Consider the following 14263-nt stretch of genomic DNA (forward strand, 5'->3'; position numbering starts at 1 on the left):
ACCATGAGGGGGAATCGAAAACGAGTGCGCGGATTCACGCTGACCGAGCTGATGGTGGTTCTCTCCGTCATCGGGATCGTCGCCGTGGCGACCGCCCCCACGGTGATCCGTGCGTGGAAGCGGCCCGCTCTGGAGCGGGAGGCGAACGATCTCGCCTCCACCATGCGCCTTTGCCGCCAGAAGGCGGTTTGGCGGCGGATTCCCTACCGCCTCACCATCGATCCCGCGCGGCGCTGTTATTGGACCGAGCGGCAGGATACGACCGGCACCTGGGTGCTCGACCCGGTCGACTCGGTCCGTGTGGACGGAACCGTGCAGTTCTCCGTTCGCGCCGGCGGGAGCGGCTCGAACAACGACATCCTTTTCCTGGGTAGGGGAAGCGTGGACAGGAACGATGCGCCCGCGACCGTGGAATTCTGGGACGCCCGGGAGGAGACCCTCTCGGTGCAGCTGATTCGGACCGGTCGCGTCCGAATGTCGAGAAGGGGCTGACCGATGAAAGGCAAGGCAGGATTCACGCTGGTCGAGGTCACCGTGGCTCTCGTCATTCTCGCGGCGGTCTCGGCGCTCTCTTACCAGATGTTGATCCGCGCGCAGAGCGCCTTCCAGTCTCAACGGGACCTCGTGGAGACGCAGCAGAACGCCCGCATGGCGATGGAGTCGATCACCGGCGATCTCCGGCAGATCAGTTACGGCAAGGATCCGACCCAGCCCTCGGTGGTGTTCGCCAGCCTCGATTCGATCGTGTTCGTCGCCGATCTCTTCGATTCCGTCCCCGGCGCCGAGATGGTGGCGATCTATCTGACGTCCACCCCCGACTCGGGTACGTTGAATCCGTCGGACCGGATCGTCTTTCGCACCGTCTGGGACACCGCCGGCGCGGAGGTGATCACCGGGCCGATCGCCTACGGCGTGGCGGACAGCGGTCTCACCTTCACCTACTTCGATCGGGAGGGAGACCACATGTCCTTCCCCATCGTGCAGCCGGAGCATGTCAGCGAGGTGGAAGTGGCGATCACCGCGCAAACCGCCCACGCCGTCGCCGCCGGGAACTATCTGGACGTGACATCGACGACCACCGTGTTCCCCCGGAACCTCCCCTTCACGCCGCCCATGCCCCGGCCGGAGTCGCCCGGATGCGGGAACTTGTCGAGCCCGAACTGCGAGTCCCTCACGCTCACCTGGACGCGGCCGACGACGAACACCGACGGGAGCGAGCTGTTGTTCAACGACATCTCCCACTACTCGGTCTACTACGGGACGCGGACGGATTCGATGAAGCTGGACACGCGGCTCGCCCGAAATCTGGATACTTGGACGGTGAAGAATCTGACCGGCGGGCTCTCTTACTACGTGGACGTGACCGTCACCAGTCTCGCGGGCGTGGAGAGTTACCCCTGCCGGCGGAACGGTACGGTGGGCTCCTCGGCGCCCCCCAAGTCGCCGGCGAATTTCCAGGTCGGCGGCGGGATCGGCGCCATCTCCCTCAACTGGTCGCCGGTGACGGAGGATACGCTGGACGCCCAGATCACGGCCGAAGTGAGTTACCGGGTCTACCGGGAGGAAACCGCCGGCTTCACCCCATCCATATCGAACCTGGTCGTCGCCGAACTGATCGATACCTCCTACACCGATTTCCTGAGCGATTCCTGCGCGCACTTCTTCTATCTGGTCACCGCCGAGGCGTGCGGCATGGAGGGGGGACGCTCGAGTGAACAGGCGATCAGCCTTCCCGCGGCCGCATCCTGTCCGCCCACCGTACTCGCCTACGAGGGATCGAACCCGGGCGAAGTGGGCGTCATCTGGAGCCCGCCGACCACGCGCACAGACGCCACTTCGCTTTCGTCGGGGGACATCAGCGGCTACCGTCTCTTTTGGGGGCTCGCCACCGGCTACTACACCGATTCCATGGACGTGGGGACTACGCCGCTGGACCAGATCATCTCCGGCCTGCAGGACTGTTCCACCTACTACGTCAATCTGGCCGCCATCGACGCCTGCGGCACCCGGGGTGTCGTCTGTCCCGGACGGGAGAGCGCGGCGCGGACCTCCGCCCCCTGCAACGAATATGTCCCCGAGCCGGTGGCGTCTCTCGCCTTGACCGCGGGGGACCAGAGGATGGATCTGGCCTGGCCCGCGAACCTGACCGACTGCGACCTGGCCGGATACAACGTCTACTACGGGAGCTCTCCCGGTTTGTACGATGGGACCGGGGCGACGCAGGGGCCGTCACCGGTCTTCGTGGACGCCTCGGTGGCCCACCAGGATACGGTGCACGCCGTCTATACGTTGAGCGGTCTGGACGCCTGCACGGAGTACTCGATCATGGTGCAGTGCGTGGACGTCTGCGATCCGCCGCACCTGAGCGAGGGGAACGCGACGGCCACGGACATGACCTACTGCGGCACCTGCGACATCGTCAAGGCCTGCGTCACCGAGATCGCCGAGGGGAGCGGACAACGGCGCATCCGTTATCAGATCGCCAACGACGGCGAAGTGGATCTGGACGTGGATCAAATGGATCTGGTCTGGGGCAGCGCGGCCGGCCTGACGGAAATCCTGGTGGGCGGCTCGTCGGTTTGGAAGGAGGACGGATCCGCAGGCGAGGATCCGACCGGGACGCAAGGATCGCCCGCCGAGATCGACATCGACGATTTCACTCTCGGTGAGGACGAGGATTTCGGGCATCCTCGGGAACTGACCCTCGTTTTTAACGGTTCCATGACCGGTGACGTGGTGGACGTGACCTATCACACCCAGGAGGGGACCTGCACCAACACCCTCTCCCCCTGCGGGATCCTGCTCGATGATGACTTCACGCAGGCCAACGGTTCGCCCATCGGTTGGACCCCCCGGACCGGCACGACCTGGCGCGTGACGAGCAACGTCCTGCAGACGACCAGCAGCAGCCGGATCACGCCCGACGCGATCGGCTTCTCCATGAGCGACTACACCGTCACCGCGCGCATGCGTGTCGAGAGCGGCAGCAGCACCCGCCGGGTCGGCGTCTACGTCCGCTACCGGGATACCGGAACCTATTATCTCCTGAGGTATTACCCGGGTTACGATCTCCTCGAGTTCCGGAAGAAGGTGAACTTCGGCGGGCTCGATCTTCTCGGCTATACCTACGACTTCGACTTGGACAACGGCGTCTGGTACACGCTGACCGTCGCCGCCTACGGGAACTCCTTCCGCTGCTGGGTCGACGGCGTGCCGATCGAGTGGGAGGGGATCGGCCCCACGATCCACGACGGGTCCATCGCGACCGGCAATGTCTGTCTGTACGCCTGGGACATCTATACCGCCTACTTCGACGACGTGGTCGTCGAGCCCACCTGCGGATGCGGGGGCATGGTCCCCTAATCCGCCCTTTGGCGGGGGAATTCGAAGCCGAATTGCCTATTCAGGTTTCGAGTTCCCCTGCCGATCTATAGATAGAACCGGAGGACTCTACCTGATACGGGAGAACGACCATGGGTTTCTTTGACGCCTTTTTACGGGCCGACTCCGGCACGGTGGGGATCGACATCGGCAGCCACACGATCAAAGCGGTCGAAATCTCACGCAAGGGAGGTCGGCTCGGCCTCGTCCACTACGGCTTGGGGCAGCTCCCCCAGGACGCGATCGTCGACGGCGAAGTGATGGACCGCGACGTGGTGGTGGAATGCCTCCAGGAGACTCTCCGGGAGAGCGGCATCACGGTACGGAACGCCGTTTCCGCCATCTCCGGACGCTCGGTGATCGTGAAACGGATCACCATGGATACCATGACCGAGCAGGAGGCGGAAGAGGCGATCTATTGGGAGGCGGAGCAGCACGTCCCCTATGGGATCGACGAGGTCTCCCTCGACTTCCAGGTCCTCGGCGACATCGGCGACGGGAAGATGGACGTCCTTTTGGTGGCCGCCAAGCGGGACACGGTGGAGATGCACACCTCGCTGCTCCGCGACGCCGGGCTCGTCCCCTTCGTGGTGGACGTGGATTCCCTGGCGGTTCAGAACTCTTTCGAGATGAATTATGAGATCGAGCCGGAAGAGAAGATCCTGCTCCTCAACGTGGGCGCGAGCGTGACCAACCTGAGCCTCCTTTCCCGGGGCGCGCCCCTTTTCACGCGGGACCTCTCGGTGGCGGGGAACGCCTTCATCGAGGAGATCCAGCGCGTGATGAACGTGGATCGGAGCGAAGCGGAGCGGATCGCCGCGTCCGTCGACGACGAGGATGCGGGCGCGGTGGGGCCGATCCTGAACACGGTCGGCCAGGATCTGCTTCTCGGCGTAGAGCGCTCTCTCTCGTACCTGAAGGGAAACACCGGGTCCTCCGATGTCTCCCGCGCTTATCTCTCCGGCGGCGGTGCGCTGCTTCCGGGCCTGCATTCGTTCCTCTCGGAGCGGCTCGGCGTGCCCGTGGAGATCGCCAACCCGTTGCGCAACCTGCTGCACGATCCGTCCCTGTTCGGGGACGCCGACCCGGAGCTGACCGGTCCCGCCTTGGCGGTGGCCGTCGGCCTGGCGTTGCGGTGAGGGGAGGGGAACGATGATCCGAATCAACCTGATCCCGCGGGAAGAGCGGATCACCACCAAGTCGGCGGCGCCGAACTGGATGATGATCGCCGCCGCGGTGGCGCCCGTGATCTATCTGCTCGTCCTGCTGAGCGTCGCCATGGTCCAGGAGCACCGGGTCACGGTGCTGGACGTGACGGTCCAGGAAGAGGAATCCACCCTCGCCCACTACGCCCCGGCGCTGGAGAAAATCCAGCGACTCACCAAGGAGAAGGAAGAGGTGCGGGACCGTCTGGACGCGCTCGCCGCCCTCGACCGGGATCGCCGTCTGGCGGTGCGCCTCCTGGAAGCGGTGAACCGGAGCGTGCCCAGCTATCTCTGGATCGAGAAGCTTGAGGAAACCCGCGAGGAAGGCGGAGAGCTGCTGCTCACCGGGAACACCTTCTCGAACCTGACCGTGTCCGACTTCCTCGATCGTCTCGCCGAGAGCGAGTTGTTCGAGGAGGTGGATCTGACCATCACCCAGGAAAAGCGAATCGGCGAGCACAAGGTCGTGGAGTTCTCCGTCACCGGGCGGGGGATCCGGTCCGGTTCCGTCGAGCCGGGAGAGGCGACGCTGGCGTCGCTCTTTCCGCCGGTGGAGGGGGGATAAACGATGCGCGCTCCCGAAATCGATTTTCGGAGCCCGAAAGTACAGAAGATCCTCTTCGCGGTGATGATCTTCGCGGGCGTGAACTACGTATATTTTTTCACCGATTATTTCTCCTTCAACTTTCCGGTGCGCAAGGCGCAGATCGAAGAGCGGCAGGAGAAGGTGAACCGGCTCGCCGCCAAGGTGGAGCAGGCGAAGCGGGCTTCCCAGAACCTCCCCAAGCTGGAGGCGGATCTCGCTACGATGCACGCCGACTGGGAACTCGCCATGAGCCATCTGCCGGAGAAGAAGGAAATCGCTTCGCTGCTCCGGCGGGTCACTCTGGCGGGCGAGAAATCGGGAGTCCGATTCCTGCTTTTCGAGCCGGACGGAGTGGTGCATCAGGGCATCTACGACGAGCATCCCGTGAACGTGAAGATCCAGGGCGCCTATCACGACATCGGCGCTTTTCTGGGCAGGCTCATGAACCTGGACCGGATCGTTCACGTGTCGGAAATGAACTTTCATTCGACCAGGGGCGACGAGGATGAACCGCTGGTGACCGGCGAGATGGTGGTTTCCGCTTATACGGTGCCGCTCGAGCCTTTTGATCCGGTCGCCGAGAACCCGCCAGCCGCCGGCAAAAGGACGAAGAATAATCATGCGCGTTCCCACTCTGCTCCGGAACCTTCGAACGAGTAGGAAGCACGCGGTCGTCGCCGCCGGCGCGACCGCGGCGCTCCTGGTGATGGCGCTCGTCCTGTGGGGCGGCTCGGTGTTCGGCGTCGCCGGGAAAGGCGTCGGTTGGGTCGTGGACCGCACGGTGCGCGTCGTGGCCTACCGGAACACCGCGCCGGAATCGGAAACCACCGAGGCGCGGGCCCGCGTCGCCGTCGCCCGCTCTCCGCTGGAACGGGTGAAGGGGACCGAGGCTCCCGCGGCGCCCGCGGCGGAGGAACCCGGTCCGCCCGCGCTGCAAGGGGGCGAAGCCGAACCGGACGCTTCGGTGGAGGAGGCGACCCTTGTCGCCGTGCCCGCGCCGGACGTGCTCACCGATTCGGGATTGCCTTCCTCGCTGGACGAGGAGCGCTTCGGCGATCGGTCGGGGGAACTTCCCTATCGGAGCTTCGGGATGCGGGACCCGATGACGCCGCTCGTCGTCCCCGGCAAGATGGACGACGCGGGCGGGCGGTTCAGCATCTACGGGCTCGTCCTCGTCGGACTGGCCTGGAAGAACAGCGAAGCGCTGGCGCTCTGCGAAGACAAGTATCACAAGACCTGGCTCTTCCGCGAAGGGGACTGGACCAAGGACGGAGCGCGGGTCGTGGATATCGCCGACAATTCGATCACCTTTGCGCAGCTGAGGTATGGGGAGACGAGCCGCCATACGATCCGCCTCGCCGCGCGGGAAGGGGAAAACTGATGAGCCTGGATGCGGGCATCGCGCGCGGAATCGGCGCGGCGGCCGGGAATGGGAGAGGACGAGCCGGCGCGGGGGCGACGGTGATTCTCCTGCTCCTCCTGTCGGTCCTCGCCGCGACACCCACCCTCGCCGGGGGAGACCGAATCTCCCTGGACGTGCAGAAGGCGGACATGGAAACCGTCCTTCGCATGCTCTCCGACTTCAGCGGGCGGAACATCGTCGCCGGCCCGGAAGTAAAGGGAGAGGTCAGCGTCCGCCTCGAGGAAGTTCCCTGGCAGAGCGCCCTGGACGTCGTGCTTCGGGCGAACGGCTACTCCTGGAAGGAAGACGCCTCCGGCATCATCCGGGTCGCCACGATCAAGGACATGCAGAACGAGGACGTGGAGCGCGAGGCGGCGGCCCGGAAGCGGGAGGATCTGCTCCCTCTGGAAACCCGGATCTTCCCGGTCAACTTCTCCAAGGCGGAGGAACTTCTTGGGGCGATCGAGACGACGGTCTCCAAGCGCGGCCTGGCCCACGTGGACACGCGCACCAACACGATCCTGGTGAAGGACATCGGAAGCAATCTGGATCGGGTGGGCGATCTGATCGCCGAATTGGACAAGGAGACCATGCAGGTCGAGATCGTGGCGAAGCTGATCGACATCGACGCCAAGATCTCCCGCGAGCTGGGCATCCAGTGGAACGCGAAGAACCTGAACAATCCGAATATCGACGCGACGGGCAACGCCTCGGTGAGCGCCGAGATCGCGCAGCCTTCGGGTGAGTTCTCCGTCGGTACCGTCGGGCCGGGCGGGTCGCTGGACGCGACGCTGCAGGCCCTCGCCGCGGAGAACAAGGCGCGGATCATCTCCAACCCGAGGATCACCACGCTGGACAATCAGCGCGCCTGGATCCTGGTGGGGAAGAAGATCCCCCTCATCGTTTCCGATCCCTCGGGGAACCCGATCACCGAGCTGACCACCATCGGGATCCAGCTCACCGTGACTCCCCACATCCACGCGAACGGGAACGTCACTCTCGATCTGCATCCCGAGGTGAGCGACCTCTCCTCCCAGGCCACGGTGCAGGGCGGGATCATCATCGTAACCAGCGAAGCCTCCACACGGGTGATGGTGGAGAGCGGCCAGACCGCGGTGATCGGCGGCCTGATCCGGAGCAACACGTCCAACACGGATTCGGGCGTTCCCTTCCTCCGCTCCGTGCCGCTTCTCGGCCATTTCTTCAGCGCCAGCACCCATGTTAAGGAGGACCGGGAGCTGCTGATCTTCGTGACCCCGACCGTCCTCGAAGCCGCCGACCTGGCCCAAAAGGCCGTAGACGCGGAGGCGATGGAACGATGAAGACGATAACGACGAAACGACGCAACCTTTTCGAAGCGCTCCTTCTCTCGACGCTGATTCTTCTCTGGATCGGATGCCGGGACGAGGGGTCGATCCAACCCTTCGAACCCACGGCGCTTCCGACCGCCTTTCTCCACAGCCTCTTCTCCGACCCCGGACTGCTTCCCATGGGCGGGCGGGAGTCGCAGCTCACCGCCTACGTGGTCGATACCGACGGCGTCCCGGTGGAGGGGGTGGAGGTCTCCTTCAGCTCCGACCTGGGATCGGTGGTCGAATCGGCGGTGACCGACGAAAACGGCGTGGCCCGGGCGGTCTACACCAGCGGTTCCGAGAAGGGGACCGCCACGGTGATCGCCTCCATCGGATCCTTCCAGCTGAGCACCACCATTCTGGTCGGCGCCAACGAGCTGATCGTCGGCTCCACGTCGGTGGTGGCGGACGGCCGGAGTAAAACCACCGTCTCGGCGCGTGTCTTCCGCAAGGACGGTGAGCCGGCGAAGACCATCAACGTGACCTTCACCTCCACCGCGGGGTCCATCCCCTCGGTCGCGGTCACCGACTCCTCCGGCTACGTGGCGGTTCAGCTGACCGCCCCGGCGAGCCGAACCGATCTGCAGGGGGAGATCACCGCCATGGTGGACGCCGCCGACCTGGGCATCGTCGACGAGGGGGGTCTGGGAGAGTCCGAGGTGATCGGCGTGGCGTCGATCATGTTCCGGGGAATCACCCTCTCGTTGGAGACGGCGGAGACCGAGCTGGAGGCGTCCGGACGAGACACCACCGTGGTGCGTTGCCTCGTGGCGGAGACGGTCCGGCGGGTACCGGTGAAGGAGCTGGAGGTGAGCTTCGGCTCCAGCCTCGGGTCCATCACCTCCTCGGTGCTCACCGACGAGAGCGGCATCGCCGTCGCCACGCTCCGGAGCGGGGTCGTCGCCGGGATCTGCGCGGTGAGCGCCCTGGTGGACACGATCCAAGCGGAAGCGGACGTGGAGTTCACGCCGCTCCAGATGCTCCCCCTTACGGCGACGCCGCGGAACATCCTGACCGGGGGCAAGAAGTCGGAGATCTCGACGTCGCTCCTGAACCAGAGCAACAACCCGGTGCCGGGGATGGAGGTTCGTTTCCGCACCGACCTGGGAGTCATCCTCGCCAGCGCCTACACCGACAGCATGGGCCGCGTGGCGGTGAACTTGGTGAGCGGCGACTCGACGGGCGTCGCCACCGTGAGCGCCCGCTTCGGATCGCTCAGCGTGTCCACCGAGGTCACCATCGGCGAGGTCGTCTCCGAGCCCCTCAAGCTGACGCCCCTCGATTTCAATCCGGAGGAGCTGACCGCCGACGGCGTGAGCAAGAGCCGGGTGATCACGAAACTCTTGAACGGATCCAACAACCCGGTGGTGGCCGAGCCCGTGGAGTTCGCCACCACACTGGGCGTGATCAACGCGTCGGTGCTCACCGATTCCCAGGGGGTGGCCGAGGCGTGGCTGACCAGCGAGGAGTCTCTCGATACGGCCGTGGCCTATGTCTCCGCTTCCTATGGGAGCGTTTCCGTGCACAGCGAGATCCTCTTCCTCCCGACGGTGAACAAGGTACCCGTGTCGATGACCGTCACGCCGTCGAGGCCGACCATTCAGGTGGCCGGTCTGGACGACCTGGAGAGCGCCGTGCTCACGGCGGTCGCCTATGACGAGCGGGGCGATCCGATCGAACAGGGTTGGGACATCACCTTCCGGATCGATTCCGGGCCGGGGATGGGGGAGTACATCACCTATCCGGACTCCGGATCGGGCACGCAGGTGACCGTGCCGATCATCGGCGGCGAGGCGCGGACCACGCTGGTGGCGGGAACGCGGACCGGCATCATCAGCGTCACCGCCCGAACGGCGGGGGACGTGGACGCCAGCGCCTCCGTGGGGGTCAGCGCGGGCGATCCCGCTCACGCGGTGATCGGCATCGACTCTCTCGCGGGCATCAACATGGAGGGCGGTCTCTGGAACTGGAAGGTGACGATGGCGATCACCGACGCCCACGGCAACCCGGTGTCGGCCTTCACGCCGGTCTACGTCACTTTGCATGACGGGTACTGCGGGTCCGGCGTTCTCCCGGCGGGGATGCAGATCACCGGCAACGTGACGACGGAGAACGTGCCGGACTGCAACACCGGCACGCCGCTCCCGGGCGTCGCGCGGGCGTGCCTCCACTCCCCGTACCGGTGGTTCGAGGACATGCCCAGCTTCGCCATCGAGGTGCGGGCGTCGGCGGACACCACCCTGGACTGCCTCTTCATCGACCACAGCTCCGCCAACGCCGACCCGGCGAGCATCGTCCTCTACTCGGTGGAGGACAGCTCCCTGGCGGTCTCGGGCGTGGGCGCCGACGAGACCTCGCGGATCATCTTCGAGGTACGGGACGACATGGGCCAGCCCATGCGCGCGGGGAACAGGGTGCCGGTGGACTTCACCATCCAAAGCGCGCCCGCCGGCGTGACCCTGTCGCGCTACACGGACACCACCAACGCGGAAGGCCAGGTTTCCACCACCGTCCGGAGCGGCACCGCCGCCGGCGTGGTGAAGCTGAAAGCGGTCAGCGGCGGGGTGCAGTCCAACGTGGTCAATCTCGCGGTCCACGGCGGACCGCCCGATCCGGAACACTTCAGCATCGCCGCTTCGAGGGTCAACATCGAGGGGCTGCTCCGGTACGGACTGTCGGACACGATCACCGCCTATGTATTCGACCGGTATTCCAATCCGGTTCCGGCGGGGATGGCGGTCTACTTCACCACCGATTTCGGCGGCATCATCGGATCGGGCGTGACCAACTCGATCGGCCAGGCGACGGCGATCCTCTACTCGGCGGCGCCGGTCCCCACCTGCGAGGACGACGGGCTGGTGCACGTCACCGCCACCACCGTGGACGAGTTGGACGAGGAGATCACCGCCGAGATCGACGTGCTCTTCACCGGAACCACCACAATCTCCGTCGAGCCGGTGAGCTTCGCCGTCGAAAACGGCGGCTATACGGACCTGCTCTTCACGGTGGACGATCCCTGCGGGAATCCGCTCGTGATGGGAACCAACATCATGATCAGCTCCAGCGCGGGCAGCCTGGTGGGGAACATCAACGTGGATCTGCCGGACACGAAGTCCCAGGGGTACACCACGTTCTGGGTGCGACTCTCCGACGACGACGCGGAGGACACCGATCCGCCCGAGGGTTGCTCGATCAATGTCGAGGTCACCAGCCGGAACGGAAACGCCGCCCTGGTGGTCTTCGGGACCATCGACTAGATGAGGAAGGTTGACGAATGAAAAGCCGGTTGCTCGCGACATTCGTAACGGTTATCCTCCTCGGGGCGGCGGGCGCCGCCGCCGGGTCGGTCGGGGTTCCGGTCCCGCCGGACGGCGGCACGCTGCTGGTCGGTTTCGAGGAGGAAGGAACGCGACAGGAGGTGGACGGGGAGATCCTCGGGTCCACCGCCTATCTGGGGCGGGTCGCCTGGAGAGTACGGGCGCCCCTTACGTTCGCCCTCCTGGTCGGCGGGTCGGAGGTGGACGTGGAGTCCGCCGTACACGGCAAAACGACCGATTTCGAGGGACGGGCCAAACTCGCCGTCGGGGCGGGCGCTTCCTGGATCGGGCCGGCCCTGGGGAAGGGGCTTCACCTCTTCGCCGACATGAGCGCGCTCCATGTTCTTTCCGAGGGAGAAACGAATTTCCAGACCACCATCCAATCGAGCGTCTTCCGGGAGGAGTACTACAACCGGTACTCCTGGACCGATTTCCGGATCGGCGGGGGCGTTCGATGGGAGGCGGGCCCCCTGATTCCCTACGCGGGATTCCTCGGGCGCGCCCTCGATGGAAACGTGAGCCGTGAAACGTATCAGACCGGACAACTCGTGGTGGACGAAACGGAGGACTTCTCGCGGGGCTTCCTGTTCTACGCCCTCGGCGGCGTCGAATACTGGCTCTCCGAAAGCTTCCTGGTGCGCGTCACCGCGAGCGCGCGCGGTTCCGACGACTATGCTTGGACGGTGGGAATCGCCGAATTGGGATTTTGATCCGGCCGGGTTCGTGAACGAAAGAAAACGAAGAGTCCCCTCTTCCGGCACGGGAAGGGGGGACTTTTCATGAGCCGACGCGTCGCGCTCGTCGGGATGATGGGCGCGGGGAAGAGCACGGCCGGTCCCCTCCTCGCCGTGCGGCTCGGCGTCCCCTTCTTCGATCTGGACCGGAGGATCGCCGAAGAGTGCGGGCGGAGCGTGACCGCGATCATCCGCGACGACGGCGAGGAGCGGTTTCGGGAGAGGGAAGCCTCCCTCCTCGCGGAACTCCTGCGCCGGCCCGCCGGGGTGATCGCCGCGGGCGGAGGCGCGGTTCTGGGAGAGGAGAACCGGCGCGCGCTCCGCGACTGGGGGCGCGTGGTTTATTTACGAGCCGCGCCGGAGACGCTCGCGGCGCGGCTCACGCTCGCGGGGATCACCGAGAGACCCCTCCTCGACGGGGGCGCTCCTCTGGAGGCACTCCGGAAAATTCTGGAAACGCGAGCCCCTCTCTATGAAGAGGCGGATCGGATCATCGATACGGATCGCCTCACGCCGGAGGAAACCGCCGCGGCGGTTCTTCGGGAGTTAAACGGGGACGGCCACCTATTACCGGATAATGGGTGACTGTCCCTAATGAACTCCCCGCCGGGAACCTCTTGACCCTGAATCGCAATCCTCTTAATATCAATCGGTTGAGGTGAGCCCATGCGTATCGTCGCCGGATCGAAACGGGGCGCGCGGCTCTACACGGGCCGTGCCGAGCGTTTCCGCCCCACCTCGGATCGGGTGCGGGAGGCGATTTTCGCGATCCTGGGCGGCCGCGTGGAGGAGAGGCGCGTGCTCGACCTGTGCGCCGGATCGGGGGCGCTCGGTTTCGAAGCGCTCTCGCGAGGCGCCCGGGAGGCGCTCTTCGTCGAGAAGAACCGGCGGGTCGCCGCGTGGATCGAGAGGAACGCCCGGGATCTCCGCCTGGAGGACCGGACGGAGACGGTGGTCGCCGACGCGCTCCGTTTCCTGGAGAGGGACGGGCGCGCATCCCGTTTCGATCTGGTCTTCGCCGACCCGCCCTACGGCGCGGGCCTCGTCGACCCGATCCTGGAGAGGCTCGCGAATCTGCCGGGGGAGAGAATCGCGGTGATCGAGCGGGAGAAGCGGGAGGTTCCGGCGGATCCGCCGGAGCGCCTGCGGGAGCCGGCGGTCTACGGCGACACGGTTGTGGAGTTCTTCCAATTCGGCCCGGCCGGTCCGGACCCGTCGGAAGGGGGAGAGGATTGAACAAAGTCCTTTATCCGGGAACGTTCGACCCGGTTACGAACGGGCACATGGATCTGATCGAACGGGGGCGGCGCCTCTTCGACGGCGTGATCGTCGGCGTGGCGGCGGCCCACCACAAGGACGGCCCGCTCTTCTCCCTGGAGGAGAGAACCGAGATGGTCCGTATCGCCGTGCGGGGGATGGAGGGGGTGGAGGTTCTCCCCTTCGAGGGGCTCCTCGTCGACTTCGCCCGCGCCCTCGGCGTTCACGCCGTGCTGCGCGGCCTGCGCGCGATCAGCGATTTCGAATTCGAGACGCAGATGGCCTTCATGAATCGCCGCCTCGCCCCGGACGTGGAGTTCCTCTTCCTGCCGGCGGACGAGAAGGTCACTTACCTCAACTCGTCGGTGGTGAAGGAGATCGCCCGGCTCGGCGGGGACGTCTCCTCCTTCGTGCCGCCGCCGGTGCGGGAACGCCTCGCCGCGCGGTTCGGCGGAGGGGCCGGATGAGGCGTTGGACCCGTCTCTCCCGGGAGACGCTCTTCACAACCCCCTGGTGCCGATTCGAGCACGACCGTTTCCGGCTCCCCGACGGCGCCGAGGGCGATTATTATTATGTGAACAGCCCGGGCGCGGTCATGGTGGTCGCCCTGGATGACCGGGACCAAGCGGTACTGGTGCGGCAATACCGGTACCTCTTGGATCGGGACTCCGTCGAGTTCCCCGCGGGGGGACTCCGGGAGGGAGTGGAACCTCTGGAGCAGGCGCGCAGGGAGTTGGAGGAAGAGGCGGGCTACCGGGCGGGCCGCTGGGAGGAGTTGGGGAGTTTCGCCTCCTGGAACGGCGTGACCAATGAGGTTTGCCGCGTCTTTCTCGCCCGGGATCTCTCCCCTTCGGAGGGGACGCCGGACCCGACCGAGGAGTTCGAGGTGTTCCACCTCGCCTGGAGGGAGGTGCTCGCTCGGGCGGCGCGGGGGGAGATCGACGACGGGATGACCCTGGCCTCCATCGCCCTGGCACGTGACAGGATCGAGGGGGCGGGCGGGGCGCGGAAGGCGGAGGAGTGATCGGG

General features: G+C 65.8%; 13 protein-coding genes. All 13 read left to right on the forward strand.

Going from position 1 to position 14263, the window contains the following annotated elements; all coding sequences use genetic code 11:
* Window positions 1–3: 3 nt before the first annotated feature.
* The gene (locus tag JW958_08435; GenBank protein MBN1826279.1) at window positions 4–492 is read left to right on the forward strand and encodes a GspH/FimT family pseudopilin; all 489 of its coding nucleotides are present in this window, start codon (window positions 4–6) and stop codon (window positions 490–492) included.
* Window positions 493–495: 3 nt separating this feature from the next.
* On the forward strand, window positions 496–3363 hold the full coding sequence (locus JW958_08440; protein ID MBN1826280.1) for a prepilin-type N-terminal cleavage/methylation domain-containing protein: 2868 nt from the start codon (window positions 496–498) through the stop codon (window positions 3361–3363).
* A gap of 110 nt (window positions 3364–3473) precedes the next feature.
* A complete protein-coding gene (gene pilM, locus JW958_08445) occupies window positions 3474–4520 on the forward strand; it encodes a type IV pilus assembly protein PilM (protein MBN1826281.1) in 1047 nt (348 codons plus the stop codon).
* A gap of 13 nt (window positions 4521–4533) precedes the next feature.
* Window positions 4534–5151, forward strand: a complete 618-nt coding sequence (locus JW958_08450) for a PilN domain-containing protein (GenBank protein ID MBN1826282.1) — start codon at window positions 4534–4536, stop codon at window positions 5149–5151.
* A gap of 3 nt (window positions 5152–5154) precedes the next feature.
* Window positions 5155–5832, forward strand: a complete 678-nt coding sequence (gene pilO, locus JW958_08455) for a type 4a pilus biogenesis protein PilO (protein MBN1826283.1) — start codon at window positions 5155–5157, stop codon at window positions 5830–5832.
* A complete protein-coding gene (locus JW958_08460; protein MBN1826284.1) occupies window positions 5792–6553 on the forward strand; it encodes a hypothetical protein in 762 nt (253 codons plus the stop codon). The genes pilO and JW958_08460 overlap by 41 nt, the downstream gene beginning before the upstream one ends.
* Window positions 6553–7896 (forward strand): hypothetical protein, encoded by a 1344-nt coding sequence (locus JW958_08465; GenBank protein ID MBN1826285.1) that lies wholly within the window; start codon window positions 6553–6555, stop codon window positions 7894–7896. The genes JW958_08460 and JW958_08465 overlap by 1 nt, the downstream gene beginning before the upstream one ends.
* Window positions 7893–11183, forward strand: a complete 3291-nt coding sequence (locus JW958_08470; GenBank protein MBN1826286.1) for an Ig-like domain-containing protein — start codon at window positions 7893–7895, stop codon at window positions 11181–11183. Before JW958_08465 ends, JW958_08470 begins: the two co-directional genes overlap by 4 nt.
* Window positions 11184–11200: 17 nt before the next feature.
* Window positions 11201–11953 carry a hypothetical protein gene (locus JW958_08475; protein ID MBN1826287.1) on the forward strand — a complete coding sequence of 251 codons (753 nt, stop codon included), beginning with the start codon at window positions 11201–11203 and terminating at the stop codon, window positions 11951–11953.
* Window positions 11954–12022: 69 nt separating this feature from the next.
* Window positions 12023–12562: a shikimate kinase gene (locus tag JW958_08480; GenBank protein ID MBN1826288.1), complete on the forward strand. Its 540-nt coding sequence runs from the start codon at window positions 12023–12025 to the stop codon at window positions 12560–12562.
* A gap of 81 nt (window positions 12563–12643) precedes the next feature.
* Entirely contained in the window at window positions 12644–13213 is a 570-nt protein-coding gene (gene rsmD, locus JW958_08485) for a 16S rRNA (guanine(966)-N(2))-methyltransferase RsmD (protein MBN1826289.1), read from the forward strand.
* On the forward strand, window positions 13210–13701 hold the full coding sequence (coaD, locus tag JW958_08490) for a pantetheine-phosphate adenylyltransferase (GenBank protein ID MBN1826290.1): 492 nt from the start codon (window positions 13210–13212) through the stop codon (window positions 13699–13701). Before rsmD ends, coaD begins: the two co-directional genes overlap by 4 nt.
* The gene (locus JW958_08495; protein ID MBN1826291.1) at window positions 13698–14258 is read left to right on the forward strand and encodes an NUDIX hydrolase; all 561 of its coding nucleotides are present in this window, start codon (window positions 13698–13700) and stop codon (window positions 14256–14258) included. Before coaD ends, JW958_08495 begins: the two co-directional genes overlap by 4 nt.
* Window positions 14259–14263 lie beyond the last annotated feature (5 nt).

The sequence above is a fragment of the Candidatus Eisenbacteria bacterium genome (genome assembly GCA_016930695.1).
GTDB lineage: Bacteria > Orphanbacterota > Orphanbacteria > Orphanbacterales > Orphanbacteraceae > JAFGGD01.

Coding starts and splice junctions, on each gene's coding strand:
- JW958_08450 (MBN1826282.1), top strand. CDS start 4,534: ATGATCCGAATCAACCTGATCCCGCGGGAAGAGCGGATCACCACCAAG.
- pilM (MBN1826281.1), top strand. CDS start 3,474: ATGGGTTTCTTTGACGCCTTTTTACGGGCCGACTCCGGCACGGTGGGG.
- JW958_08480 (MBN1826288.1), top strand. CDS start 12,023: ATGAGCCGACGCGTCGCGCTCGTCGGGATGATGGGCGCGGGGAAGAGC.
- JW958_08465 (MBN1826285.1), top strand. CDS start 6,553: ATGAGCCTGGATGCGGGCATCGCGCGCGGAATCGGCGCGGCGGCCGGG.
- JW958_08440 (MBN1826280.1), top strand. CDS start 496: ATGAAAGGCAAGGCAGGATTCACGCTGGTCGAGGTCACCGTGGCTCTC.
- JW958_08435 (MBN1826279.1), top strand. CDS start 4: ATGAGGGGGAATCGAAAACGAGTGCGCGGATTCACGCTGACCGAGCTG.
- pilO (MBN1826283.1), top strand. CDS start 5,155: ATGCGCGCTCCCGAAATCGATTTTCGGAGCCCGAAAGTACAGAAGATC.
- JW958_08460 (MBN1826284.1), top strand. CDS start 5,792: ATGCGCGTTCCCACTCTGCTCCGGAACCTTCGAACGAGTAGGAAGCAC.
- rsmD (MBN1826289.1), top strand. CDS start 12,644: ATGCGTATCGTCGCCGGATCGAAACGGGGCGCGCGGCTCTACACGGGC.
- JW958_08495 (MBN1826291.1), top strand. CDS start 13,698: ATGAGGCGTTGGACCCGTCTCTCCCGGGAGACGCTCTTCACAACCCCC.
- JW958_08470 (MBN1826286.1), top strand. CDS start 7,893: ATGAAGACGATAACGACGAAACGACGCAACCTTTTCGAAGCGCTCCTT.
- JW958_08475 (MBN1826287.1), top strand. CDS start 11,201: ATGAAAAGCCGGTTGCTCGCGACATTCGTAACGGTTATCCTCCTCGGG.